This window comes from Delftia acidovorans NBRC 14950 (genome assembly GCF_001598795.1).
GTDB classification, from domain to species: domain Bacteria; phylum Pseudomonadota; class Gammaproteobacteria; order Burkholderiales; family Burkholderiaceae_C; genus Comamonas; species Comamonas acidovorans.
Genome location: NZ_BCZP01000015.1, coordinates 19,985 through 43,374 on the forward strand (window position 1 = coordinate 19,985; position 23,390 = coordinate 43,374).

Sequence of the window (23,390 nt, forward strand, 5' to 3'; positions counted from 1 at the left end):
CACTATCCAAGGAGACAGACATGACAGCATTCGCACCATTGACCCGCCGCAGGGTGGGCACGCTGGCCCTGGCCTGCGCCGCCGTGGCCGCTGCCGGCCCTGCGCTGGCCCAGGAAGTCGTCAAGATCGGCTACTCCGGCCCGCTGTCGGGCGGCGCTGCCCAGTACGGCAAGAACGTGCTCGACGGCATGCAGATGGCCGTCTCCGAGATCAATGCCGCAGCTCCCGAGATCGGTGGCAAGAAGGTCAAGATCGAGATCGTGCCGCTGGACGACAAGTACAACCCGTCCGAGACCGCGATCAACGCCCAGCGCCTGGTGCAGCAGCACAAGACGGCGGCCATCCTGGTGCCGCATTCGGGCGGCATCTTCGCGCTGCAGACCACCAACGAGCGCAGCAACTTCATCGTGCTGGCCTACAGCTCGGTGCCGCAGATCACCAACCGGGGCAACAAGCTGACCCTGCGCATCCCGCCCGAGTTCACCTCGTACATCGACCCGTTCTCCAAGTACGTGATGGGCCGCTTCGGCAAGAAGGTGGCCCTGGTGGGCGCCGACCACGACTACGCCAAGGCCTGGGTCGCCGCCTTCAAGCCCGGCTGGGAAAAGCTGGGCGGCACCGTGGTGGCCGAGAACGCCATGAGCTACAACCGCGCCACCGACTTCTACAGCGGCGTGAGCAAGGCCCTGGCCGAGAAGCCCGACGTGCTCTTCGTGGGCGGTGCCTCCGAGCCCACGGCCCTGGTCGTCAAGCAGGCGCGCGAGCTGGGCTTCAAGGGCGGCTTCGTGGTCATGGACCAGGCCAAGCTCGACGAAATGGCCCGCGTGGTCGGCGGCTATGCGCCGCTGGAAGGCGCCATCGGCGTCATGCCCGTGTCCGAGGACACCAAGCCCGAGAACAAGGCCTTCGTCGAACGCTTCGGCAAGGTCTACCCGGGCCGCATCCCCGGCTCGGAGGCGCAGTGGAACTACACGGCCGTGCACGCCACCGTCAAGGCCATGCAACTGGCCGGCTCGGCCTCGGACACCAAGGCCATCCACGCCAAGCTCGACGAAGCCTACAAATCCCTGCGCCCCGACGTGAACCCCGGCGGCGTCAAGGGCGTGGATGAGCGCGGCGGCACCCTGACCACGGAACGCGGCGCCGCTGTGCGCGACGGCAAGATTGAGGCGGTGATGACGGTTGCGAACAAGTAGAGCGCCGCTCAGTTTTTCGACCGAAAGCGCCTGGTGCCAGCTTGATCTGGCCCAGGCGCTTTCTTGTGGACTCAGTTGTCCGCTACTTACGTTTGACGTTACTGACGCGGTGCGTTATTATTTGCTTCCATGACGATCCAGTCATTCAAGTGCCCCGACACCGAGCAACTGTTCCAGCAGAGGCGGGTTCGTCGGTGGAGCGGCATTGAAGTGGTTGCGCTGCGCAAGCTTCGGATGCTGCATGCCGCTCATGTGCTTCAGGACCTGAGGGTCCCGCCCGGAAACCGGCTGGAGGCGCTACAGGGGGATCGCAAGGGGCAGCACAGCATCCGCATCAATGATCAGTGGCGCGTGTGCTTTGTGTGGACCCATGAAGGCCCGAGTGAGCTGGAGATCGTCGATTACCACTGAAGCGAAAGCGTTGATCCTGGATCTGGCGCAGGAGTGCTGACCATGAACAAACCTTTGAACCTCCCCACGCCAGGCGAAATCCTGGCCACTGAATTCCTGGAGCCCATGGGCCTGACGCAATACCGCCTGGCCCAGGCCATCCATGTCCCGCAGACACGCATCGCGGCCATCGTCAAGAACGGCCGCTCCATCACCGCGGATACGGCGCTGCGCCTTGCGCGCTTCTTTGGCACGTCCGTGGAGTTCTGGATGAATCTGCAAAGCCAGTACGACGCCGACATGGCACGCAAGTCCATCGGCGACGATCTGGAGTCCATCGAACCGTTTGCCCTGCAGGCTTGAAATTACGCCGTACGGCCTCTTGGCCTCAGAGGCTGCGCTTGAGGCGCCCGGATTCGATATCCGCGCGCAGCAATTCGTTGACGCGTGTTTGCCAGCCCTGGCCGGTGGCCTTGAGCGCTTGCAGTACGTCGGGGTCGAAGCGGATGTTGGTGGCGATCTTGGCATCTGCCTTGACCGAGCCTTGCGGGCGGCCCCGTTTGCGCGAGGCAATCTGCTCGGGCGTGTGCACGGCGGCAAACTGGCCTGTCTTGGCCTCTTGCAGCGCCTGACGCAGGCCGGGAACCGCCTCGCCCGCGTCGGCCTCGATGGCCTGGGCCAGCTTTTCCGTGTCCATTGCCTGCAGGGCCTTCAGGGACTTCACCATGGTCAACTCCTTCGGATGTCCTTGGGCAGGAGTTTGTTTGCTCGGCCTTGGCATACAAAGGCTTTTATTGAAACAAAAAGGAGCGCCTCGGCGCTCCTCTGTGGTCAGCGCGATGCGCCTTACAACAAGCTCGCTCCACCATCCAGCACCAACGCCTGCCCCGTCATGTGCCGCGATGCATCGGACGCCAGGTAGACCACGGCGCCCTTGAGGTCCTCCTCGCCGCCGATGCGGCGCAGCGGGGCGCGGGCGATGAGCTGGTCGCCGAGCTTGTCGATGAGGCCGTTGGCCAGCTTGCTGGGAAAAAAGCCCGGGCAGATGGAGTTGACGCGGATGCCGTAGTGGCCCCATTCCGAGGCCAGGGTGCGCGCCAGGTGCACGGCGGCCGCCTTGGAGGTGTTGTAGGCCACGGTGTTCATGCCGGGCGGCGTGCCCTTGAAGGCCGCGACCGAGGCCGTGATGATCACGTTGCCCTGGCCCTTGGGGATCATCACGCGCCTGGCCACTTCGCGGGTGAGGAAGAAGGGCGCGGAGACGTTGAGGTTCATGACCTTGTTCCAGGCCTCGTCCGGGTATTCCTCGGCCTTGGCGCCCCAGGTGGCGCCGGCGTTGTTGACGAGGATGTCGATGTCGCCGCAGCGCGCCAGCACGTCGTCGACCAGGGCGGGGATGGTGTCGAACTTCTGCAGGTCGTTGGTGAAGGTCTCGACCTGGTAGCCCAGGCCCTGCAGGTGGGCCTTGGCCTCGGCCAGTTCATCGGACTTGCGCGCCGTGATGGCGAGGCGGGCGCCCATCTCGCCCAGCGCCTCGGCCATCTGCAGGCCCAGGCCGCGCGAGCCTCCGGTGATGAGGGCGGTCTTGCCGGTGAGGTTGAACAGTGCTTTCACGCTCATGCTGGGTGTCTCCTGCCTTGGTTTCCTGATGGTTGAGCAACGCCCTCCATGCTAGGGCGGCAGTGCGGCGCGCGCTGTCGTCTTGGCTACTGTGCGGGCGCCTGCGGGACAGCCGGCCAGGCCCGGTCTGCGGTCAGGCGCGGTCTATGTCCTGCTGCAGCCGCCGCACCATGCGCTGCAGCGCAGGCACGCCGTCCTGGCGCAGCGCATCGGCCGTGACGAAGCGCGAGGGCCCGCCCAGGCTGACGGCCATCAGCGGCAGGCCACGCCCCGGCGAGAAGGCCAGGGCGATGGCGTTGACCTCGGGCTGCCAGTCGCCGAACGAGCACGACAGCCAGGGTTGCGGATGGGTGCTGGCACCGGGCCACAGCGGCAGCTGGGCCTGGGCGGCGGCCCATTGCTCGGGGGCATGCGATTGCAGGTAGTCCAGCGCGCGCTGGCGCTCGGATGCGGGGCTGGCGGCCAGCCAGGCGCGGCCCACGGCCGTGGTGGCCAGGGGGATGCGCGAGCCCATGTCCAGGTCGCGGTGCGTGAAGCGCGCGCTGGGGCAGTGCTCGATGTAGACCATGTTGTGCCGGTCGCGTGCGGCCAGGGCCACCTCGGCATCGGTGGTGGCGGCCAGCTTTTGCATCAGCGGGCGCGCGATCTGGCGCACGTCCAGGCGCGAGAGCATGGCGCTGCCCAGGGCCAGCGTGGCTGTGCCCAGGCGGTATTTGCCCTCTTCGGGCACGTGGATGAGGTAGCCCAGCGTGGTAAGCGTGTGCGTGAGGCGCGAAACCGTGGACCTGGGCAGTCCGCAGCGCCTGGCGATGTCCTGGTTGCCCAGCAGCTTTTCGCCGGAGCGAAAGCAGGACAGGACATCAAGGCCGCGCGCCAGGGCGACGATGAAGTTGCGGTCATCGTCGCCGGGCTGGGGCGGCGGGGTGCGGGAGGGCGGCATGCGCCGATTATCGGCAGCCGCCCCGCCACGGGGTGTCGTGGGCTTTACTTCTCGACGAAGGCGCGCTCGACCACGAAGTCGCCGGGCGTGGTGGTGTTGCCTTCCTTGAAGCCGCGGTGCTCCAGCAGCTCCTTGAGTTCGTTCAGCATGGCGGGGCTGCCGCACAGCATGACGCGGTCGGTCTCGGGATTGAGCTCGGGCAGGCCGATGTTCTGCGGGAAGGTGCCGGCCGTGATCTGGTTGGAGATGCGGCCCTGGTTGCGGAAGGGCTCGCGCGTCACCGTGGGGTAGTAGACCAGCTTGTCCTTGACGATTTCGCCGAGGAACTCATGCTCGGGCAGTTCCTTCTCGAACAGCTCCTGGTAGGCCAGCTCGCTGGCGTGGCGCACGCCGTGCACGACGACGACCTTCTCGTAGCGCTCGTAGGTCTCGGGGTCGCGGGCCACGGCCAGCCAGGGGGCCAGGCCCGTGCCGGTGCCGATCAGATACAGGTTCTTGCCGGGCAGCAGGTAGTCGATCAGCAGCGTGCCCGTGGGCTTCTTGCCGACGAGGATGGTGTCGCCGACCTGGATGTTCTGCAGGCGCGAGGTCAGCGGACCGTCGGGCACCTTGATCGACAGGAACTCGAGGTGCTCCTCGTAGTTGGGGCTGGCGATGGAGTAGGCACGCAGCAGGTTCTTGCCGTCGACCTTCAGCCCGATCATCGTGAAATGGCCGTTGGAAAAGCGCAGCGCGGTGTCACGGGTGGTGGTGAAGGAGAAAAGGCGGTCGGTCCAGTGGTGGACGGACAGCACGCGTTCTTCAAGAAAAGCACTCATGTTGGCAATACGGTGAATTCGGGGCAGGCAGTGCCCGCCGGGACGTTGCAATGAGAGGTCAGTGCCATTCAGGCACGCGGTGGCGGGAAGCACAGGGGGCAGGCGCGGTGTGCGCGTTGCCGCTGCTTCGTGGCGGCCGGTGACCGGGGCAAGGTCGCTATTGTCCGGTAAATGGCGTCAAAAGGGGCAGGCGCGAACCTTTGTCTTGATACGGATTAGTGATAAGCAAAATGACGCTGGCTGAATCGCTGCAGCGCTCGCTAGGGCTTTTCGGCCGGGCCAGCGCCAAGCGTCCAGGGCAGGACCGCTTCGGCCAGCCAATCCATGAGCACGCGCACGCGGCGCGGCAATTGGCGGCGCTGGGCGTAGATCAGGTGCAGCGGCATGGGCGGCGGCGGGTGGCGGGGCAGCACCTCGACCAGGTCCCCTGCGTCCAGCAGCGGCTGCACGGCCAGGCGCGGAACCTGGATCAGCCCCAGGCCGGCCTGGCAGGCCGCGAGATAGGCCTCGGCGTTGTTCACGGTGAGCGCGCCCGTCATCGGCAGGTACCGGGGCTGGCCATCCTCCTCGTACTCGAAGCCCAGCGGCCGCGCGCCCAGCGTGCGCTGGTAGTGCACCAGCCGGTGACCGCCCAGATCCTGCAGCGTGGCGGGCAGCCCGTGGGCCTGGACATAGCCGGGGCTGGCGCAGGTGGCCAGCGCCACCAGGCCCAGCGGGCGTGCCACCAGGCGGGGCTCGTCCACGGGGCCCAGGCGCAGCACGCAATCAAAGCCTTCGCGCACCAGGTCCACGCGGCGCTCGGTGCAGCTCAGTTCCAGCTCCAGTGTGGGATGGCTTTGCAGCAGTTGCGGCAGCAAGGGCATGACGACGTGGCGCGCCAGGCCGGTGGTCATGTCCAGCCGGACCTTGCCCTGCAGCGGCGCGTCGCCGGCCTGTTGGAACTGGCCCTGGAACTCGTCCACGTCGGCCAGCAGGTCCTGGCAGCGTTCGTAGCAGGCCTGGCCGTCTTGGGTGAGCTGCACGCGCCGCGTGGTCCGGTGCAGCAGCCGCGTGCCCAGCCGCGCCTCCAGTTGCTGCACGGCCTGGGAGACGCTGGCCTTGGGCAAACCCATGCTGTCGGCCGCACGCGTGAAGCTGGCCATCTCGGCCACGCGGCTGAAGATCTGCATCTGCTCCAGAAGCTTGATTGTTTGCATGGGGTGAACAAATAAATCAGAAACAGCCAATTTATCCAAAAATAGACCTTCAATACAGTCGCTGTCATTGCAAACCACCTAACGAGGTCCGCCATGACAGCTTCTCCTTCGACCGCTTCTTCCCCTGCCGCCCGCCGCATCGTCCTCGTCACGGGCGGCAGCCGCGGCCTGGGCCGCAATACGGCCGAGCACCTGGCGCGCCAGGGCCTGGACGTGGTGCTGACCTACCGTGAGCGTGCCGACGAGGCCCAGGCCGCCGTGGCCGCCATCGAGGCGCTGGGCGGGCGGGCCGCCGCCCTGCAGCTGGACGTGGCGCGCAGCGCGGGCTTTGCGGACTTTGCGGCCCGCGTGCGCCAGGCGCTGGCCGATACCTGGCAGGCCGACCGCCTTGATGCGCTGGTGCACAACGCCGGCATCGGCATCAACGCGCCATTCGCCACCACCACCGAGGCGCAGTTCGATGAATTGGTCGCCATCCACCTGAAGGCGCCGTTCTTCCTGAGCCAGCACCTGCTGCCCCTGCTGCGCGACGGCGGCAGCATCATCCATCTGTCCAGCGGCCTCACGCGCTTCACCCAGCCGGGCTATGCGGCCTATGCATCCATGAAGGGCGGGGTGGAGGTGCTGACGCGCTACCTGGCGCGCGAGCTGGGGGCGCGCGGCATTCGCGTCAACACGGTGGCGCCGGGCGCGATTGCCACGGATTTTGGCGGTGGCCGTGTGCGCGACGATGCACAGGTCGGCGCGGCCCTGGCCAGCCAGACGGCACTGGGCCGCGTGGGCCAGCCCGACGACATCGGCCCCGTGATGGCCGCCCTGCTGCAGCCCGGCATGGGCTGGGTGCAGGGCCAGCGCATCGAGGCGTCGGGCGGCATGTTTCTCTGAAGGCGCCGGGAGGGCCGTCAGCGCAGGCGCTCGCGCGCCACCATGGACAGCAGCACGATGGCCGCTGCTGCGGCGATGTGGCCAAACCAGGCCACCAGCCCCAGCGACCAGGGCTCCACCTGCAGCGCCGCCCACAGCGACAGCGCCAGCAGCACCCAGCCGGCCGCGCGCAGGCGCCGGGTGCGGGCGGGTGGCAGTTCCTTGCCGAACAGGTCGCTCTGGTGGCGGTCCATCGCCAGGGCCAGGCAGGCGAAGGCGCCCAGGGCCAGCAGCTGACAGAACAGATGGGCCATGCTCATGCGCTGGTCTCCGCTGCGGCGGCCGCTGCTGTGGCGGCCACTGCCGTGACGGCTGCTGCAGTGGCGGCTGCCGTAGGCGCGGGCCGGGCGGCGCGCAGCGGTTTGGCCTTGGGCTGGTGGCGCTGGGTGCGCAGGGCCAGATGGGCATGCAGTGCGGCCAGGGCCAGCAGCATGAGGTCCATGCCGGCGAACACCCAGTCGCCCGCGCGCAGGCTGGTGATCAGGCCGCGCTCCGTGGTCAGCGCGTTGACCACGGGCAGCAGGGCCAGGGCGGCGGCGCCGGCCCACAGCAACTCGATCCAGGCCCGCTTGGCGGGCCGGCCCATCGCCCAGAACAGGGTGGCGCCCCAGGCGATGAACATGGCGTGCACCTCCCACTCGGCGCGCTGCGCCATCTCCACCGGCAGCAGGCGATTGGCCCAGAGCATGCCGGCCATGCCGATGGACAGGCCGGCGATGGTGGCGATGTTCAGCCGTTCCACGAGCCGGAAGCCGAAATGCGGCCTGTCCGGGTCGGGCAGCTTGCTGCGCCGCTTCACGTTCCACAGCACCAGTCCCGTTCCCACCATGGCCGTGCCCGCAAGGCTGACGATGAAGTACAGCCAGCGCGTGGGCAGGTCGCCGAAGCGGCCCATGTGCAGCGCATAGAGCACGCCGCGCGTCTCGGCGGCGGCGCCCACGCTGTCCTGTGCCTGCAGCAGCTGGCCGCTGACGCCGTCGAACATCATGAACTGCGGGCTGATGGAGACGCGGCCGTTCTCGCCGCGGATGGCGGTCACGCGCGCATTGGCATCGCCGGGCAGGTTGACGTTCAGGCGTTCCACCTGGCCCGCGCCCCAGCGCTGCTCGGCCTGGCGGACCATGTCGGCCAGCGGTGCCAGGGGCGCGGCCTGGCCCGAGGGCTTGCCAGCGGGAACAAAGGCACTGAGCTGCTGGCCGGCCACCACGCGCTGCTCGGGCGTCATGGTGGTGGCCAGATTGGCCCAGGGCATGTACATCAGGGCCAGGGTCACCAGGCCGGTGTACGTGATCATCAGGTGAAAGGGCAGGCCCAGCACGGACAGCGCGTTGTGCGCGTCCAGCCAGGAGCGCTGGCCCTTGCCCCAGCGGAAGGTGAAGAAGTCGGCAAAGATCTTCTTGTGCGTGATCACCCCGCTGACGATGGCCACCAGCATGAACATGGCACACAGCCCCGCCAGATAGCGGCCCCAGAGCACGGGCATGTAGTGGAACTGGAAGTGGAAGCGGTAGAAGAACTCGCCGCCGCGCGTCTCGCGCACCGGGCCTTCGAGGCGCGTGCCGGTGGCCGGGTCGAAGCGGCCGTTCTCGAAGCGGCGCCTGGCGCCCTTTTCGGTCTGCGGCGGGCTCCAGAACACCGTGGCCACCGTGCTGCGCGCATCGGGCAGGTTGATCAGCCATTGCGGGCTTTGCGGCGCCACATGCGCCATGGCGTCGCCGATCCGCTGGGCCACGAGCGCGGGCTCGCTCGCCTGGCTCTGGTGCGGCTGCTCGGGCTGCATCCACTGCGTGATCTCGTTCCTGAAATAGCTCACCGTGCCCGTGAGGAACATGGCGTAGAGGAACCAGCCCAGCAGCAGGCCGACCCAGGTGTGCAGGTCGGACATGGTCTGGCGGATGCCGGGCGCCTTGGCGGCTTTCGCGGGCTTGGCGGGCTTGCCTGCCGTGTTCGTGGTGTTCGTGGTGTTCGTGCTCATGCGCCCAGCCCCTTGCCCCAGGTCCACCACGCGGCAGGCGCCAGCACCAGGGCGGCGACCAGCAGCCCGGCCCAGGCGCGCCGGGCGCTGCGCACGGCAAACACCCAGATCACCGCGCCCGCATAGACGGCAAAGCTCAGCAAGGTGCCCGAGATCGCCGCCTGCGTGCGGTCTGCGGGCAGGGCCAGCACGGCCACGCTGGCCAGCGCCGCCACGGCGTAGCCGCCAAACAGCGCGGCGAGGATGCGGGAGATCAGCGGCCCGTAGTCACGGAACCAGTCATGGGTGCGGGCAAGAGTGGGAGATGGCATGGCACGGGGCCTGAAAAGGCTCGAAAAACGCTGGCCGGAGGGGGCGGCGGTGGCGCGGATGTTATTTGAGAATAAGTCCCATTACAAGCGGTGCAGTCAAGTGCGCCGCCACATCCAGCGCTGCCGCGCGCCAAGCGCCCCGGCGCTCAGCCCGCGGGCTGGCGCATGCGGGCCTGCAGGTTCTCGAAGATCTGGCGTGTCACGGGGCTGATCACATGGCTGCGGATGTACAGGCGGTAGGCCAGGTCCGGCAGCGGCGGCATGCCGTCGCCCGCGCCCAGCACGCGCAGGCCCGGGTCGAGCTGCTCCACGCCGCGCGCCGTCACGCCCAGGCCGGCGCGCAGCGCCGCGCGTATGCCCACGAGGCTGGTGCAGGTGTGGCGCGGCGTCCAGGCGATTCCGGCCGCATCCAGCGCATCGCAGCCCAGGCGGCGGAAGATGCTGGGCCCGTCGGCCATGACCAGGGGAACGGGCTTGCCCGGGTCATGGGCATAGCCCGCGCCGCACAGCCACACCGTGGGTGTGGAGCGCAGGGCAAAGCCCTCGAAGCCTTCATCCTCCCGGTTGGAGATGGCCAGGTCCAGCTCGCCCTGCTTGAGCGACTCCATCAGGAACGGGCTGCGCCCCACATGGATGTCGATCTGCATGCCCGGAAAGTTCAGCGCAATCTCCTGCAGCACGGGCGGCAGCATGTTGTCGGCCGCGTCGTGGGGTGCGCCAATGCGCACCAGGCCCTGCACCTGGCGGAGCTGCAGGTTGCGCAGCGCCTCGTCGTGGATGGCCAGCATGTGGCGCGCATAGCCCAGCAGGCGCTGGCCATGATCGGTGAGGCGTTTTTGCCGGCCCTGCTTTTCGAACAGCGCGTGGCCGATCTTCTCCTCCAGCCGCTGCATCTGCTGGGTGATGGCCGATTGCGTGCGCCCCATCTGCACGGCGGCGGCGGCAAAGCTGTCGTGGCTGGCAATGGCGGCCAGGGTGCGCAGCAGGTCCAGGTCAAGCGTCTCCATACTTCAATTTTATTGAAGTATTTATTGGGCATGCGTGGATTGTTGCGGGCCGGGCGCCTCACTACAGTGGACTTCAACGACGACAAGGAGCCCCCTTTGAACACCATCACCAACACCATCACCGAACAGCGCAGCGCCGCCGTGACAGCAGCCATCGACAGCATGAAGCAGGCCATTGGCGAGGACGCGGCCACGCGCGCCAGCCTGGACGCCGTGCTCCAGCAACTGCTGGGCCTGGCCGCGCGCCGCGACTTCTGGCAGCAGGCCGACTACGCTGCGCCCGAAGAGGGCGAGCACCAGGCGCGCTACCTGATCGCCGAGGACGCCGACCAGAGCTATGCGCTGTACCTCAACGTCATGCGCCCGGGCAAGCGCATCGTGCCGCACAACCACACGACCTGGGCCTGCATTGCCGCCGTGGAAGGCACGGAGCACAACCGCGTCTACGAGCGCACCGACGACGGCTCCGTCCCCGGCAAGGGCACGCTGCGCGAGACGGAACTTGTGGTGGTCGCACCAGGCCAGGGCATCGCCCTCATGCCCGAGGACATCCACTCCGTGGAGATCCAGGGCGAGCAGGTCATCCGCCACCTGCACATGTACGGCCGCGCGCTGGAGACGCTCAACGAGCGCACCAGCTACGACCTGGCCACCGGCACCTGCCAGACCATGGCCATCGGCGTGCAGACGCGCCGCTGAGCCCAGGCCTTCCGGCCGCTACCTTCCGCTTCCTGCCTTTTCACTGTCCATGCCGCAGCGCGCCCCACGGGGCGCGCGTGGCACGGCTTTGCCCGAAATTCCTTGCCGATCTTTTTCCCGGACCGCATGCAATGACCGCATCCATTGACGCCCACACCCTCAAATCCTGGCTGCACGACGGCCAGGAGATCGCGCTGCTCGACGTGCGCGAGCACGGCCAGTACGGCGAGTCGCACCTGTTCTACGCCACGCCCCTGCCCTACAGCCGGCTGGAGCTGGATGTGCCCCGCCTGGTGCCGCGCAGGCAGGTACGCGTCGTCACCTACGACGGTGGCGAGGGCGATGCCAGCGCGGGCGTGGCCGAGCGTGCCGCGCGCCGCCTCGAAGCCCTGGGCTATACCCATGTCGCCGTGCTCGAAGGCGGTGCCAAGGCCTGGAGCGCTGCGGGCTACACGCTGTTCGCCGGCGTGAACCTGCCTTCCAAGACCTTTGGCGAACTGGCCGAACACGCCTATGGCACGCCGCGCATCACGGCACAGCAGCTGGCGGCGCGCCAGGCGGCGGGCCTGCCCCTGGTGGTGCTGGACGGCCGGCCCGTCTCCGAGTTCCACAAGATGAACATCCCCGGCGCCATCTGCTGCCCCAATGGCGAGCTGGCGCTGCGCGTGAGCCGCCTGGTGCCCGATGCGGCCACGCCCATCGTGGTCAATTGCGCGGGCCGCACGCGCTCCATCATCGGCGCGCAGACCTTGATCAACCTGGGCATTCCCAACCCCGTCTACGCGCTGGAGAACGGCACCCAGGGCTGGTACCTGGCCGACCTGCCGCTGGAGCACGGCGGCACGCACCGCTATGGCGACGACTCGGCCAGCAGCGCGCTGCAAGCCCAGGCCCGCGCCCTGGCCGAACGCTTCGACGTGCCCGAGGTCGATGCCGACACCGTGCGCGCCTGGAGCCAGGATGCTGCGCGCACGCTGTTCCTGTGCGATGTGCGCACGCCCGAGGAATTCAAGGCCGGTTCGCTGCCCGGCGCCCAGCACACGCCCGGCGGCCAGCTCATGCAGGCCGGCGACCAGTACGTGGGCGTGCGCGGTGCGCGCCTGGTGCTGTTCGACAGCGATGGCGTGCGCGCCCCCGTGGTGGCCAGCTGGCTGCGCCAGCTCGGCCATGACGCCTGCGTGCTGCGGGGCGGCCTGCAAAGCGGCCTGGACCTGGCACCGGCCCAGCCGCTCCAGGTCCCCGCACTGGCAGGCATCACGGCGCAGGCCCTGCATGAGCGCATGCGCCAGGGCGAGGTGGCCGTGGTCGATCTGCGCGCGGGCATGAAGTACCGCGCAGGCCACATCGCCGGGGCCCGCTGGTCCATCCGCCCGTGCCTTGCCAGCGATCTGGCCGGCGAGACGCGCCAGATCGTGCTGGTGGCCGACGAGCCCGGCATGGCGCAATGGGCCGCGCTGGAGCTGCAGGGCGCCGCGCCGCTGCTGCTCGAAGGCGGCCTGGCCGCATGGCAGCAGGCCGGCCTGCCCGTCGAGGCCACGCCCGACAGCCCCACCGACGCCGAGTGCATCGACTACCTGTTCTTCGTGCACGACCGCCACGACGGCAACAAGGAAGCGGCACGCCGCTACCTGGCCTGGGAGACGGGCCTGGTGCCCCAACTGGACGCGCAGGAACTGGCCGCCTTCCGCCTGCCGGAGCCGGCAATGTCCTGATCCACGCAAAGAGCATCCGAACAGCCCAACACCACATAACGACAGGAGACAAGACATGTTCGCAACTCTCAACCTTGCCAGGATGCTGGCCGCCAGCCTCGCGGCCCTGGCCATGCTCTCGCAGGCCACGGCCGAGCCGCTGGCTGCGCGCAACGGCTATCCGGGCCAGCCGATCCGCTTCATCTCGCCCTTCCCGCCGGGCGGCGGCAACGACGCCAGCACGCGCTGGGTCACCACGCGGCTGACCGAGGCCACGGGCCAGCCCTCCGTGGTGGAAAACCGGGGCGGCGCAGGCGGCAACATCGGCGCAAAGGCCGTGGCCGAGGCCAAGCCCGATGGCTACACCGTGCTCACGGGCCAGGTCTCGCTGATGGCGGTGAACCCCGCGCTCTACAGCGCGCCGGGCTTCGATCCGCTCAAGAACTTCGTGCCCATCACGCAGATCAACGCGGCTCCGCTGGCCATCGTGGTCGCCTCGGCCTCGCCCCTCAAGAGCTTTGCCGACCTGGTGGCGCGCAGCAAGGGCGAGCCGGGCCGCGTCACCTATGCCACGCCCGGCAACGGCACGCTGTCGCACCTGGTGGGCGTGGTGCTGTCCAAGGAAAACGGCGTGCCCATGACCCATGTGCCCTACAAGGGCGCGGGGCCGGCCATCAACGATCTGCTGGGCCAGCAGGTCGATGTGCTGATCACCTCCACCTCGTCCGTGGCCGGCATGATCCAGGCGGGCCAGGTGCGTGCGCTGGCCGTCACCAGCCCGCGCCGCATCGGCGTGTTCGGCAAGGTGCCCACGCTGGAGGAACTGGGCCTGCGCAATGCGCGCTTCGAGGACTGGTACGGCTTCTTCGCTCCCGCCGGCACGCCGCCCGAGCGCGTTGCCTTCTTGCACGACGCCATCGTGCGCACCCTGCAACTGCCTGAAGTGACCAAACTCGTCGTCGATGGCGGCAGCGAAGTCGTGGCCAATACGCCCGAGGCCTTTGCCGCCCAGCTGCGCCAGGACATGGAGCGCTGGTCGCGCGTGGTCAAGCTCTCGGGCGCGAAGATCGACTGATGGCTGCCGAACACGCCCCCGTGCCTGGCGCCCCCGCGCTGGACCTGCAGACCCGGCTGCTGCATGCGGGCAAGCGCCCGGCCTATGCGGGCGGCACGGCCGTCAACCCGCCCCTGGTGCGCGCCAGCACCGTGCTGTTTGAGAGCACGGCACAGCAGCGCGAGATGCGCGAGCGCCGCGCCGGCGAGCGCATCTTCAGCTACGGCGCGCGCGGCACGCCCACCGGCTTTGCGCTGGAAGATGCCGTCAGCGAGCTGGAAGGCGCCCACCGCACGCGGCTGCTGCCCACCGGCCTGGCGGCCATCGGCATGGCCCTGCTCAGCTACCTGCGCCCCGGCGACCATGTGCTGCTGACCGACAGCGCCTACCAGCCTGTGCGCCACCTGGCCGGGCAATGGCTGCGGCCCTATGGCATCGAGTACGACTTCTTCGCGGCCGATGGCAGCGACGCCCAGGCGCGCATGCGCCCCAACACCCGCATGGTCTATGCCGAATGCCCGGGATCGCTGGTCTACGAGATGTGCGACCTGCCCGCGCTGGCCGCCATGGCCCATGCGCGCGGCGCCCTGGTCGTGGCCGACAACACCTGGGGGTCGGGCTGCCAGTACCGGCCGCTGGCGCTGGGGGCCGATGTCTCGGTGATGGCAGCCACCAAGTACCTGTCGGGCCACTCCGACGTGATGATGGGCACGGTGGCCACCACCGAGGCCGCCTGGGAGCCGCTGGCCGCGCGCTGCGATGCCTTCGGCATGGCGGTCAGCCCCGACGATGCCTGGCTGGTGCTGCGCGGCATGCGCTCGCTGGCCGCACGGCTGCAGATGCATGAGGCGCATGCGCTGGAGGTGGCGCACTGGCTGCAGCAGCACCCGGCCGTGGCCACCGTGTTCTGCCCCGCGCTGCCCACGCATCCCGGCCATGCGCTGTGGCTGCGCGACTGCCAGGGCACCAACGGCCTGGTGTCGCTGGAGCTGCAGCCCGGCACCGCCGAGGCCGCCGTAGACCGCTTCATCGACGGCCTGCGGCTCTTCGGCATCGGCGCCTCCTGGGGCGGCTACGAAAGCCTGGCGACGGCCGCGCACATGGCGCAGGCGCGCAGCGTCACCGACTGGAGTGCGCGCGGGCCCGTGGTGCGCCTGCACATCGGCCTGGAGTCGCCGCGCGACCTCATCGCCGACCTGGAGCAGGGGCTGGCGGCACTTTAGTGGATAACACGCTCTAGCGGCCTGCCTGAGCGCTCGCCAGCTCGCCGGCCAGCGTCTGCACCAGCGCGGCGGCCGGCATCTCGCGCGCCAGCGGCGCACCCTGGCCGGCCCAGTGGGCTGCGTAGTCGGAGCTGCCCTGGGCGGACGCCGCCTGGTGCAGCGCCTTGCCTGCGTCGTAGACGCGCGGGTAGTCGGGCAGGGGCTGGCCATGGCTGGCGCCCAGCGCATGCAGTCGGTTGACCATGCCGCGCGCCGGCCGGCCCGAGATGGCGGCGGTGATGCCTGTGTGGTGGGAGCGTTCGCTGCGCAGCTCGGCACGGTAGGCCGGGCTGGCGGACGATTCAGGGCAGAGGATGAAGGCCGTGCCCAGTTGGGCCGCGCAGGCGCCCAGGCCCAACGCGGCCGCAATGCCCTCGCCGTCCATGATGCCGCCCGCTGCGATCACCGGCAGGGCCGTGTTGCGGGCCAGCACACGCACCAGGGCGAAGGTGCCCATCATGCGGTCCTGCGCGGGATCGAACGTGCCGCGGTGCCCCCCGGCCTCCACGCCCTGGGCCACGATGGCATCGACACCGGCCTGCTCCACCTGGCGCGCCTCGTCCAGCGACGTGGCGCTGGCCAGGGTCACGACGCCGGCCGCGCGCAGCGCGTCGATGAAGCCCTGCTCAGGCAGCCCGAAATGAAAGCTCACCACGGCGGGCCGCTCCTGCAGCAGCATGGCCTGCAGCGCCGCGTTGCCGACGGCGGTGGCGTAGATCTCGTTCAGCGTGGCAGGCGGCGCGGCGCCGAAGCGTGCGAACTCGGGCGCCAGATGGGCCAGCCAGGCGGCCTCGCGCTGCGCATCGGCCCGGGCCGGCCGGTGGCAGAACAGGTTGACGTTGAAGGCGCCTGAGGTCAGCGCGCGCGTCTGCACGATCTGCTGGCGTGCCTGCTCCGTGCCGCTGGCACCAATGCCCAGCGAGCCCAGGCCGCCCGCATCGGTGACGGCTGCCGCCAGCGCGGGCGTGGACGTGCCGGCCATGGGGGCCTGGATGATGGGATGGCGCATGCCCAGTCGGGCCATCCATGCGGTCTTTGCGGTGCTCATACGACTCCTTGTTTCCTGTCTCGAATCCGCGCACTCATGCGGCGGCCTGTCGGCGCGCGCTGGCGCGGCTGGCGGCGATCATGAGCGTGCCCAGCAGCAGCGACACGCTGCCGATGACGAACAGACGCTGGTACGAGCCCAGGCCCGCATAGCTCCAGGCCATGAAATACCCCGACACGGCCTGCATCAGAGCAAAGGCCGCCGTCGCATAGCCCCACATGCGCTTGTGCTGCGCGGGGCCGATCAGCTGCATCAGGTAGCCCGAGGTGATGGCCGCCATGCCCGGCGACAAGGCGCCCACCAGAAAGGACGAGGTCGCATGCCCCGCAAATCCCACCCAGAACAGCGGCATGGCAATGGCCAGGGTCTTGACCGCATAGGCGCCCGTGGTCGTGCCCCACCAGCCAAAGCGCGTGGCGCACAGCGAGGCCACCAGCGGCCCGGCAATGGCGCCCAGGCCGAACACGGCCCACTGCGTGGAGGCATAGGCATCGCCCAACTGCAGCTCGCGCGCCAGGTAGTCCACCCAGAACACCGTGTGCGGCACAAAGCCGAAGGCGTCCGTCATATAGGCCAGCATCACCAGCACCACGGGCAGCGTCCACAGGGGGGCGGCGGGCGAGGGCCGGGCATGGGGCGTGATGGCGATGGGCGCAGGCACCGGCAGCCGCCGCACATGGCGCCAGCCCAGCCAGCCGGCCCAGGCGCAGACCGCCGCCAGCGCCCACCAGACGGCTCCCAGGCTCTGGCGCGCCAGCAGCGGTATCAGCGTGGCCGACAGCAGGGCGCCGGCACCTATGCCGCAGAACATCAGCGGCCCCAGGGCCGCGCGCCGCTGCACGGGCGTGGCCGCCAGGGCCACGGAGGGGCCCAGCACCATCAGGATGGCGCCGCCAATGCCCGAGATGCAGCGCCAGGCAAAGAACCAGGGCATGGGCAGCGGCCAGGCGCAGGCCGCAAAGCTCAGCGCCAGGGCCACCCAGCACCACAGCAGCACGCGCAGCGCGCCCAGGCGTTCGGCCAGCGGCGCGGCGGCCAGCGCGCCGATCAGATAGCCCAGCAGGTTGGCCGCACCCAGGTAGGCCACCTGCTCGCCGCTGAACCAGCCGGCATGCACCATCTGCGGCATCAGCGCCGTGTAGGCAAAGCGCGCCAGGCCGACGCCGCTGAGCGTGGCCATGAAGCCGGTCAGCAGCAGGGAAGTTTCGTTGCGTTGGATCACGGGAGTGGGCGCCATGCGGGGAGGATGGGCATACATTAGGCGCTGCCGCCCATCATGTCCAATGATTCAAAATGATGGCGTCGATCTCGATTGAAGATGGATGTCACTGGAGCCGCGATGCAACTGAAGTCCCTGCGCATGTTCCTGGCCGTCTGCGACAGCGGCAGCTTCGGCGCCGCCGCGCAGCAACTGCACACCGTGCAGTCCAACGTGACGGCCCATGTGAAAAAGCTCGAGGACGAGGCCGGCGTGCAACTGCTGGAACGCAGCGCGCCCGTGCACGCCACGCCTGCCGGCCGCCTGCTGGAGCAATACGCGCGGCGCATGCTGGCCGACCATGACGAGGCGCTGGCCCTGCTGCAAGGCAGCGCCCGGGCCGCAGGCGCGCTGCGCATAGGCTCCATGGAAACCACGGCCGCGCTGCGCCTGCCGCCGCTGCTGGCGCGCCTGCACCAGGCCCAGCCCGGCCTGGACCTGGAGCTGCGCACGGCCACCACGGCCGAGCTGCTGGCCGATCTGCTTGCCGGGCGGCTGGACTGCGCCTTCGTCTCCGGCATGCCGCCCCAGTCCCGCCTGCAGGGCTGGCGCGTCTTCGAGGAGGAACTGGTCCTGGTCACCGCCTTCGCGCTGCCGCGCTTTCCCGATGCCGCCCAGCTCAGCGCCGTGCCCTTCCTGGCCTTCCGCCAGGGCTGCAGCTACCGCCAGCGCATCGAACTGCTGCTGGCCGCGCGCGGCGTAGCGGCACGCATCATGGAAATGGGATCGCTGGACGCCATCCTCGGCTGCGTGGCCGCCGGCATGGGCTACGGCCTGCTGCCGCGCAGCGTGGTCCAGGCACAGCAGCACCGCTTCGGCGTGCACATCACGGCCCTGCCCGGCGCACTCGCCCAGGAAGTCGCCCGCGTGGAAACCTGGTTCGTCGTGCCCGCGCGCCAGGGCTGGTCGCCTGCGCTGCATGCGTGCGTGGAGGTGCTGGGGATCGACCAGGGGGTTGCGGCTGTCGATGCGCAAGGCCTGGTGCCTGCCGGCTCATGACGGCAACCGCAACACCCTCCGATACTGCATGGCCTCGGCCACATGCCCGGTCTCCACTGCCGCGCTGCCCGCCAGATCCGCAATGGTGCGCGCCACCTTGAGCGCGCGGTGGGTGCTGCGGGCCGACCAGCCCAGGCGTGCGGCGGCCTTGTGGGCGAAGGCCAGGGCCTCGGGCGACAGGCCCAGGTGGTCGTCCAGGGCCTGGCCCTGGAGCTGGTGGTTGGCACTGCCCTGGCGCTGCACGGCCAGCGCGCGGGCCTGGACCACGCGCCCGCGCACGGCCTCGCTGGTTTCGCCCGAGCGCGCGGCCAGCAGCTCCTGCGGGGGCAGGGCGCCGACTTCCACATGCAGGTCGATGCGATCCAGCAGCGGGCCGCTGATACGCGCCTGGTAGCGCGCCACCTTGTCGGGCGTGCAGCGGCAGCGCTGCACCGTCGACCCCCAATGGCCGCAGGGGCAGGGGTTCATGGCCGCGACGAGCTGAAAGCGCGCGGGGAATTCGCAGCGCTGGGCGGCTCTGGCGATGGTGATCTGGCCGGTCTCCAGCGGCTCGCGCAGCGCCTCCAGCGCACTGCGCGCGAACTCGGGGAATTCGTCCAGAAACAGTACTCCGTGGTGGGACTGCGAAATCTCGCCGGGACGCGGTGGCGAGCCTCCTCCGACCAGGGCCACGGCACTGGCCGTGTGATGCGGGCTGGCCGTGGGGCGCTGGCGCCAGCGCTCCGGCGTGAAGCGGCCGGCCAGGCTGGCGATGGCGGCGGCCTCCAGCGCCTCGTCATCGCTCATGGGCGGAAGCAGGTCGGCAAAGCGCTGGGCCAGCATGGACTTGCCCGAGCCCGGCGGCCCCACCAGCAGCAGGCCGTGGCCTCCGGCCGCAGCGATTTCCAGCGCGCGCCGCGCCTGCGCCTGGCCGCGCACCTCGGCCAGGTCCAGGCTGCTGCGCACTGGGGCAGCGGGCTGAGGCTGCACCGCATGCCAGCCCGGGCCGGGGCAGGACCGGACATCGCTGGCTGCCGACAGATCGTCGGTGCTGTCGATGTCATGGGCGCCATCGACTCCATCGGCATCCTCGCCGTTGTCCGTGTCGTCGGCACCGTCCGTGTCCTGCTCCGTCTGCACCAGGGCATTGGCCGAGCGAGTGATGAAGCGGCGCACCACGTCCAGCAGGTGGTGCGCGCAGAAAACCTGGGCCGACGGCACGAAGGCCGCCTCCTGCGCGCTGCCCGGCGGCAGCACCAGGCGGGCGCCGTCCTGCTGGCGGTGCAGGGCCAGGGCTGTGGCCAGCGCGCCGCGCACGGGCCGCAGCGCACCCGACAGCGACAGCTCGCCCGCGAATTCGTAGTCGGCCAGCGCATCGCCATTGATCTGGCCGCTGGCCGCGAGAATGCCCAGAGCAATGGGCAGGTCGAAGCGCCCCGAATCCTTGGGCAGGTCGGCGGGCGCCAGGTTGACGATGATGCGTTTGTTGCTCGGGAACTCCAGCCCGGAGTTCAGCAGCGCCGAGCGCACGCGTTCACGCGCTTCCTTGACCTCGACATCGGCCAGACCCACCAGCGTGAACGACGGCAGGCCGTTGGCCAGATGCACTTCCACAGTGACACGCGGGGCGGCCAGCCCCAGCAGCGCACGACTTTGAACCAGGGCCAGACCCATGGGCACCTCGCAGAAACGACAGACACAAAGCCAGACACAAAGGAAGAGGCCGCCAGCGGTGCGGCGGCCTCGGTGACCCAGTATGGCAACGGCCTTGGACCTTGTGGGCGGCGGGTGCGGCGCTGCCCCCAAATCTCAGAATGTTCTGACCCTTGCGGCGCAAAAATCAGAACAGCTTCACCAGCGCCGGAACGCTCAGCACGGCCGTGTAGTAGCCCATGAACTGCACGCCGGTGTTGAAGCCGAAGCCGCGTGACAGCAGGCCGCCGAGCAGGCCCATGGTCAGGATCACGAGCAGGCCCAGCAACTGGCCTTCCCAGACGCTGATGACGATGATCAGGCCCACGAAGGTGGCGATGATGGCCTCGTGGCTGACCCGGCGCGAGACGAACAGCGCCGCGCTGCGCGCGAAGTTCATGGCGAAGGGGTAGGACACGAGGGCCGCCAGCAGCACGGCCAGCATGCCGTATCCCAGGAACTCCCAGTGGCTGAGCAGGTTGTGCAGGTTGTTCACCTGGCCCGTGGCGGCATCGACGGTGAAGCGCGGCGGCGCGTTGAACAGCGGCGCGGCGGGGCCGGCGGCCACCGGGCTCAGCGGCAGGCCGAAGGCGATCAGCGGGATCAGCGCCTCGGCGATGTAGGTGGCCTCGGTCACGCCGTTGCGCGCGCTCAGCACCGTGGTCAGGCGGTGGTAGGCATGCTTGATGCGCGAGCCCACCAGCTCGCCCAGTACCACGGTCATGGCCACGGGGCTGAAGACGAAGGTGGCGCTGGAGATGGTGGCCGTGGCCAGGGTCCAGCGCGTCTGCACGCGGTCAAGCACCTTGAGCGGGTTGGGGAAGTAGCCCGACCAGCCCTTCACGTCGGGCGCCAGGTTGAACTGGCGCACCTTGTCGCGCAGCATGCGCTGGCGGCCGGCCGGCGAGATCACGGTGAACAGGTCGGCGATCAGCGGCCCGATGGCAATGCCCAGGAAGTAGCTGATGCTGAGCTTGACCTCGTACTTGGCGGTGAGGCTTTGCAGCGCAATGATGACGACCACGAACGGAATCAGCAGCATCACCGAGGCCCAGCGCCCCGCCGAGAAGTAGGCGATGAGGAGGGCGGCGGCCAGGAAGATCCAGGGCGCCGTCTTGGTGATCATGCTGCCGAAGGGCGCCAGCATCACGGCGAACAGCACGGCCAGCGGCACGGCGACAAAGGCCGCGACGATGCCGCCCGAGACCATCTTGCGCAGCGCGATGTGGGGCACGCCCAGCTTGCGCAGCATGTTGGCGTCCTGCAGCAGCGGCGTGGCCAGCGTGTCGCCGGGAATGCCCAGCAGCGCCGTGGGCACGGCATGCGTCATGTGCTTGGCCACGGCACCGGCCAGGAAGAAGGTGAACACGCCGGCGGGCGGCACGCCCAGCAGCACCACCAGCAGGGTGAGCGGGGCCAGCGTGGTGGTCTCGTCCGTGCCGGAGACCAGGCCGATGGCGGCGAACACCACGGCGCCTATCAGTCCCATGGCGGCTGCGACGGCGATGTCATTGGTCAGCAGGGTTTCCATCTCATGCCCTCCCGGCCTTGTCGGCGAACAGCTCGTAGAGCTTGAGCTCCTTGAGTTCCTGCACCACGGCGGGCGGCAGGTCCTGCACCGTGCCCAGACCGCCGGGCTGGCGGGCCAGTTCCTCCAGCACTTCGCGGCGCCATTCGGGGTCGTTCGAGGTGTCCAGCTCGGTCACTTCCCGCTTGGGCGGAAAGGCGCGTGCGCAGATCACGCCGGCGATCACGCAGCCGGCAAGGCCCGCGAGCATGGCGTAGGCGTGGGCCAGCTGGCGCGACTCGACCACCGTGGCCAGCCAGCGGCTGGCCAGGTAGAAGCCCAGCACGCTGATGCCGGTGCCGATGGCAATCGCCCAGGCCAGGTGGCGCAGGTCCACGGTGTCGCCCCAGACCTCGGCCAGCCGCCAGTCGGCGGGATCCTTGCTTGTCATGTGTGTCTCCTTGGGTTTTTGTTTGTGGGGCCGCGCGCTGGTCAGGCCCTGGCGCGCAGCGCGGCCAGCACTTCCAGCGCGCGGTCGGTGCGCACGTCGTGCTCGGCGGCCAGCTGGCGCGCCACGGCATCCACCTCGTCGCCCGTGGCGCCGGCCACCAGGGCGATGTTGCGGGCGTGCAGGGCCATGTGGCCGCGCTGAATGCCTTCGGTGGCCAGGGCGCGCAGGGCGCCCAGGTTCTGCGCCAGGCCCACGGCGGCGGCGATCTCGCCCAGCTGCTGGGCGGACTGCAGGTCCATGATCTTCAGCGCCAGGCGTGCCAGCGGATGGGTCTTGGTGGCGCCGCCGACCAGGCCGACCGGCATGGGCAGCTCGATGCTGCCGACCAGGGCGCCGCCGGCATCCTTTTCCCAGCGCGTCAGCGAGGTGTAGCTGCCGCTGCGGCTGGCATAGGCATGGGCGCCGGCCTCGACCGCGCGCCAGTCGTTGCCCGTGGCCACGATGACGGGGTCGATGCCGTTCATGATTCCCTTGTTGTGCGTGGCCGCGCGGTAGGGGTCGATGGCCGCGAAGGTATAGGCGTCCAGCACGCCTTCGATGATCTCCTCGCCGCTGCGCTCCTGCGTGGCCAGGGTCTGCGGCGTGAGCCGCACGCGGGCGCGGGCCAGCCGCAGGTCGGCCAGGTTGGACAGGATGCGCAGCCGCACGCTGCCGCCCGTGATCTGCTCGACCAGGGGCGCCACCGATTCGGCCATGGTGTTGACGGTGTTGGCGCCCATGGCGTCGCGCACGTCCACGATCAGGTGGACCACCAGCATGGGGCCGCGCGGCGTGTCGGGGAAGACGTGGACCTCGATGTCCTTGCAGCCGCCGCCCAGGCCGATCAGCACCTTGTCGCGGCTGTTGGCGCGCTCGATGATCTGCGCACGCGCCTGCAGCACGGCCAGGCGCGCGCCGTGCGGATCGGTCACGCCCAGCACCTGGACCTGGGCGCGCATCAGCGGCAGCGTGCTGGAGGTCTGAAAGCCCCCATCCTCGCGCGCCAGCTTGGCCATGTACGAGGCGGCGGCCACCACCGAGGGCTCCTCCACCGCCATGGGCACCAGCACGTCGCGGCCGTTGACGCGGAAGTTGCCCGCCACGCCCAGCGGCAGCTCGAAGCTGCCGAACACGTTCTCGATCATGCCGTCGGCCAGCGCCAGGGGCAGGGCGCCGGGGGCGGCGAGCAGGGCGCGCTCGGCATCGGACAGGCCGCAGGCATCGGTCAGGAAATCCAGGCGCTGGGCCGGGGTGAGGGCACGGAAATTGGGCAGGCGCGAATCGGCAACCATGGAAGACATCTCCTCGGATCAAAACTCTGGTCGCCGGACTGT

24 protein-coding genes are annotated in these 23,390 nt (G+C 69.4%); 9 read left to right on the top strand and 15 right to left on the bottom strand.

What is annotated here, in order from left to right:
- The first annotated feature begins 20 nt into the window (after window positions 1-20).
- The 3 genes from DA1_RS18835 (at window position 21) to DA1_RS18845 (ending at window position 1,949) form a co-directional block, all read left to right on the top strand.
- Window positions 21-1,196, top strand: coding sequence for an ABC transporter substrate-binding protein (locus tag DA1_RS18835; protein WP_013800139.1), 1,176 nt, complete (start codon window positions 21-23; stop codon window positions 1,194-1,196).
- Between the two features lie 129 nt (window positions 1,197-1,325).
- Window positions 1,326-1,607: a type II toxin-antitoxin system RelE/ParE family toxin gene (locus DA1_RS18840; protein WP_034397745.1), complete on the top strand. Its 282-nt coding sequence runs from the start codon at window positions 1,326-1,328 to the stop codon at window positions 1,605-1,607.
- 42 nt (window positions 1,608-1,649) lie between these two features.
- Window positions 1,650-1,949 (top strand): HigA family addiction module antitoxin, encoded by a 300-nt coding sequence (locus tag DA1_RS18845; RefSeq protein WP_034399070.1) that lies wholly within the window; start codon window positions 1,650-1,652, stop codon window positions 1,947-1,949.
- A gap of 25 nt (window positions 1,950-1,974) precedes the next feature.
- Here DA1_RS18845 and DA1_RS18850 read toward each other — a convergent pair whose 3' ends face one another.
- The 5 genes from DA1_RS18850 to DA1_RS18870 form a co-directional block, all read right to left on the bottom strand.
- The gene (locus tag DA1_RS18850; RefSeq protein WP_051941035.1) at window positions 1,975-2,313 is read right to left on the bottom strand and encodes a BrnA antitoxin family protein; all 339 of its coding nucleotides are present in this window, start codon (window positions 2,311-2,313) and stop codon (window positions 1,975-1,977) included.
- 119 nt (window positions 2,314-2,432) lie between these two features.
- Window positions 2,433-3,206 carry an SDR family oxidoreductase gene (locus DA1_RS18855; RefSeq protein ID WP_034397748.1) on the bottom strand — a complete coding sequence of 258 codons (774 nt, stop codon included), beginning with the start codon at window positions 3,204-3,206 and terminating at the stop codon, window positions 2,433-2,435.
- A gap of 133 nt (window positions 3,207-3,339) precedes the next feature.
- The gene (locus DA1_RS18860) at window positions 3,340-4,146 is read right to left on the bottom strand and encodes an IclR family transcriptional regulator (RefSeq protein WP_012202206.1); all 807 of its coding nucleotides are present in this window, start codon (window positions 4,144-4,146) and stop codon (window positions 3,340-3,342) included.
- A 44-nt stretch (window positions 4,147-4,190) separates the two neighbouring features.
- On the bottom strand, window positions 4,191-4,964 hold the full coding sequence (locus DA1_RS18865) for a ferredoxin--NADP reductase (protein ID WP_012202207.1): 774 nt from the start codon (window positions 4,962-4,964) through the stop codon (window positions 4,191-4,193).
- A 260-nt stretch (window positions 4,965-5,224) separates the two neighbouring features.
- Entirely contained in the window at window positions 5,225-6,160 is a 936-nt protein-coding gene (locus DA1_RS18870) for a LysR family transcriptional regulator (RefSeq protein ID WP_034397750.1), read from the bottom strand.
- A gap of 93 nt (window positions 6,161-6,253) precedes the next feature.
- On the opposite strand from DA1_RS18870, the gene DA1_RS18875 reads away from it, so the two are divergent.
- Window positions 6,254-7,045: an SDR family NAD(P)-dependent oxidoreductase gene (locus DA1_RS18875; protein WP_034397753.1), complete on the top strand. Its 792-nt coding sequence runs from the start codon at window positions 6,254-6,256 to the stop codon at window positions 7,043-7,045.
- 17 nt (window positions 7,046-7,062) lie between these two features.
- Here the strand turns inward: DA1_RS18875 and DA1_RS18880 are convergent, their stop codons facing one another.
- The 4 genes from DA1_RS18880 to DA1_RS18895 all read right to left on the bottom strand — a co-directional run bounded on the left by DA1_RS18880 (window position 7,063) and on the right by DA1_RS18895 (window position 10,377).
- Complete coding sequence (locus DA1_RS18880) at window positions 7,063-7,344, bottom strand: DUF3325 domain-containing protein (RefSeq protein WP_012202210.1); 282 nt, start codon at window positions 7,342-7,344, stop codon at window positions 7,063-7,065.
- Entirely contained in the window at window positions 7,341-9,059 is a 1,719-nt protein-coding gene (locus DA1_RS18885; RefSeq protein ID WP_034397756.1) for a PepSY-associated TM helix domain-containing protein, read from the bottom strand. The genes DA1_RS18880 and DA1_RS18885 overlap by 4 nt, the downstream gene beginning before the upstream one ends.
- Window positions 9,056-9,370 carry a DUF3649 domain-containing protein gene (locus tag DA1_RS18890; RefSeq protein WP_034397759.1) on the bottom strand — a complete coding sequence of 105 codons (315 nt, stop codon included), beginning with the start codon at window positions 9,368-9,370 and terminating at the stop codon, window positions 9,056-9,058. Before DA1_RS18890 ends, DA1_RS18885 begins: the two co-directional genes overlap by 4 nt.
- Window positions 9,371-9,516: 146 nt before the next feature.
- On the bottom strand, window positions 9,517-10,377 hold the full coding sequence (locus DA1_RS18895) for a LysR substrate-binding domain-containing protein (protein WP_034397761.1): 861 nt from the start codon (window positions 10,375-10,377) through the stop codon (window positions 9,517-9,519).
- 162 nt (window positions 10,378-10,539) lie between these two features.
- Here DA1_RS18895 and DA1_RS18900 point away from each other — a divergent pair, with 162 nt between their 5' ends.
- The 4 genes from DA1_RS18900 to metC all read left to right on the top strand — a co-directional run bounded on the left by DA1_RS18900 (window position 10,540) and on the right by metC (window position 15,044).
- Window positions 10,540-11,076, top strand: coding sequence for a cysteine dioxygenase family protein (locus DA1_RS18900; protein ID WP_051941125.1), 537 nt, complete (start codon window positions 10,540-10,542; stop codon window positions 11,074-11,076).
- A gap of 131 nt (window positions 11,077-11,207) precedes the next feature.
- A complete protein-coding gene (locus DA1_RS18905) occupies window positions 11,208-12,788 on the top strand; it encodes a rhodanese-like domain-containing protein (RefSeq protein ID WP_034397763.1) in 1,581 nt (526 codons plus the stop codon).
- 55 nt (window positions 12,789-12,843) lie between these two features.
- A complete protein-coding gene (locus tag DA1_RS18910) occupies window positions 12,844-13,842 on the top strand; it encodes a Bug family tripartite tricarboxylate transporter substrate binding protein (RefSeq protein ID WP_034397765.1) in 999 nt (332 codons plus the stop codon).
- The gene (gene metC / locus DA1_RS18915) at window positions 13,842-15,044 is read left to right on the top strand and encodes a cystathionine beta-lyase (RefSeq protein ID WP_034397767.1); all 1,203 of its coding nucleotides are present in this window, start codon (window positions 13,842-13,844) and stop codon (window positions 15,042-15,044) included. The genes DA1_RS18910 and metC overlap by 1 nt, the downstream gene beginning before the upstream one ends.
- Before the next feature lie 13 nt (window positions 15,045-15,057).
- Here the strand turns inward: metC and DA1_RS18920 are convergent, their stop codons facing one another.
- Window positions 15,058-16,131 carry an NAD(P)H-dependent flavin oxidoreductase gene (locus DA1_RS18920; protein WP_034397770.1) on the bottom strand — a complete coding sequence of 358 codons (1,074 nt, stop codon included), beginning with the start codon at window positions 16,129-16,131 and terminating at the stop codon, window positions 15,058-15,060.
- Window positions 16,132-16,165: 34 nt separating this feature from the next.
- Window positions 16,166-17,368, bottom strand: a complete 1,203-nt coding sequence (locus tag DA1_RS18925; RefSeq protein ID WP_034399073.1) for a YbfB/YjiJ family MFS transporter — start codon at window positions 17,366-17,368, stop codon at window positions 16,166-16,168.
- Window positions 17,369-17,470: 102 nt separating this feature from the next.
- On the opposite strand from DA1_RS18925, the gene DA1_RS18930 reads away from it, so the two are divergent.
- On the top strand, window positions 17,471-18,388 hold the full coding sequence (locus DA1_RS18930) for a LysR family transcriptional regulator (protein WP_034397773.1): 918 nt from the start codon (window positions 17,471-17,473) through the stop codon (window positions 18,386-18,388).
- Here DA1_RS18930 and DA1_RS18935 read toward each other — a convergent pair.
- From DA1_RS18935 to DA1_RS18950, 4 genes are all read right to left on the bottom strand, one after another.
- A complete protein-coding gene (locus tag DA1_RS18935; RefSeq protein WP_034397775.1) occupies window positions 18,383-20,041 on the bottom strand; it encodes a YifB family Mg chelatase-like AAA ATPase in 1,659 nt (552 codons plus the stop codon). The two genes, DA1_RS18930 and DA1_RS18935, sit on opposite strands and share 6 nt — an antisense overlap.
- A 166-nt stretch (window positions 20,042-20,207) precedes the next feature.
- Window positions 20,208-21,590, bottom strand: coding sequence for a tripartite tricarboxylate transporter permease (locus DA1_RS18940; RefSeq protein WP_013800161.1), 1,383 nt, complete (start codon window positions 21,588-21,590; stop codon window positions 20,208-20,210).
- A gap of 1 nt (window position 21,591) precedes the next feature.
- Window positions 21,592-22,017 (bottom strand): hypothetical protein, encoded by a 426-nt coding sequence (locus DA1_RS18945; RefSeq protein WP_016448616.1) that lies wholly within the window; start codon window positions 22,015-22,017, stop codon window positions 21,592-21,594.
- Window positions 22,018-22,058: 41 nt separating this feature from the next.
- Complete coding sequence (locus DA1_RS18950; protein WP_034397778.1) at window positions 22,059-23,348, bottom strand: hydroxymethylglutaryl-CoA reductase, degradative; 1,290 nt, start codon at window positions 23,346-23,348, stop codon at window positions 22,059-22,061.
- Window positions 23,349-23,390: the final 42 nt, after the last annotated feature.

Coding starts and splice junctions, on each gene's coding strand:
- DA1_RS18835 (WP_013800139.1), top strand. CDS start 21: ATGACAGCATTCGCACCATTGACCCGCCGCAGGGTGGGCACGCTGGCC.
- DA1_RS18840 (WP_034397745.1), top strand. CDS start 1,326: ATGACGATCCAGTCATTCAAGTGCCCCGACACCGAGCAACTGTTCCAG.
- DA1_RS18845 (WP_034399070.1), top strand. CDS start 1,650: ATGAACAAACCTTTGAACCTCCCCACGCCAGGCGAAATCCTGGCCACT.
- DA1_RS18850 (WP_051941035.1), bottom strand. CDS start 2,313: ATGGTGAAGTCCCTGAAGGCCCTGCAGGCAATGGACACGGAAAAGCTG.
- DA1_RS18855 (WP_034397748.1), bottom strand. CDS start 3,206: ATGAGCGTGAAAGCACTGTTCAACCTCACCGGCAAGACCGCCCTCATC.
- DA1_RS18860 (WP_012202206.1), bottom strand. CDS start 4,146: ATGCCGCCCTCCCGCACCCCGCCGCCCCAGCCCGGCGACGATGACCGC.
- DA1_RS18865 (WP_012202207.1), bottom strand. CDS start 4,964: ATGAGTGCTTTTCTTGAAGAACGCGTGCTGTCCGTCCACCACTGGACC.
- DA1_RS18870 (WP_034397750.1), bottom strand. CDS start 6,160: ATGCAAACAATCAAGCTTCTGGAGCAGATGCAGATCTTCAGCCGCGTG.
- DA1_RS18875 (WP_034397753.1), top strand. CDS start 6,254: ATGACAGCTTCTCCTTCGACCGCTTCTTCCCCTGCCGCCCGCCGCATC.
- DA1_RS18880 (WP_012202210.1), bottom strand. CDS start 7,344: ATGAGCATGGCCCATCTGTTCTGTCAGCTGCTGGCCCTGGGCGCCTTC.
- DA1_RS18885 (WP_034397756.1), bottom strand. CDS start 9,059: ATGAGCACGAACACCACGAACACCACGAACACGGCAGGCAAGCCCGCC.
- DA1_RS18890 (WP_034397759.1), bottom strand. CDS start 9,370: ATGCCATCTCCCACTCTTGCCCGCACCCATGACTGGTTCCGTGACTAC.
- DA1_RS18895 (WP_034397761.1), bottom strand. CDS start 10,377: ATGGAGACGCTTGACCTGGACCTGCTGCGCACCCTGGCCGCCATTGCC.
- DA1_RS18900 (WP_051941125.1), top strand. CDS start 10,540: ATGAAGCAGGCCATTGGCGAGGACGCGGCCACGCGCGCCAGCCTGGAC.
- DA1_RS18905 (WP_034397763.1), top strand. CDS start 11,208: ATGACCGCATCCATTGACGCCCACACCCTCAAATCCTGGCTGCACGAC.
- DA1_RS18910 (WP_034397765.1), top strand. CDS start 12,844: ATGTTCGCAACTCTCAACCTTGCCAGGATGCTGGCCGCCAGCCTCGCG.
- metC (WP_034397767.1), top strand. CDS start 13,842: ATGGCTGCCGAACACGCCCCCGTGCCTGGCGCCCCCGCGCTGGACCTG.
- DA1_RS18920 (WP_034397770.1), bottom strand. CDS start 16,131: ATGAGCACCGCAAAGACCGCATGGATGGCCCGACTGGGCATGCGCCAT.
- DA1_RS18925 (WP_034399073.1), bottom strand. CDS start 17,368: ATGGCGCCCACTCCCGTGATCCAACGCAACGAAACTTCCCTGCTGCTG.
- DA1_RS18930 (WP_034397773.1), top strand. CDS start 17,471: ATGCAACTGAAGTCCCTGCGCATGTTCCTGGCCGTCTGCGACAGCGGC.
- DA1_RS18935 (WP_034397775.1), bottom strand. CDS start 20,041: ATGGGTCTGGCCCTGGTTCAAAGTCGTGCGCTGCTGGGGCTGGCCGCC.
- DA1_RS18940 (WP_013800161.1), bottom strand. CDS start 21,590: ATGGAAACCCTGCTGACCAATGACATCGCCGTCGCAGCCGCCATGGGA.
- DA1_RS18945 (WP_016448616.1), bottom strand. CDS start 22,017: ATGACAAGCAAGGATCCCGCCGACTGGCGGCTGGCCGAGGTCTGGGGC.
- DA1_RS18950 (WP_034397778.1), bottom strand. CDS start 23,348: ATGGTTGCCGATTCGCGCCTGCCCAATTTCCGTGCCCTCACCCCGGCC.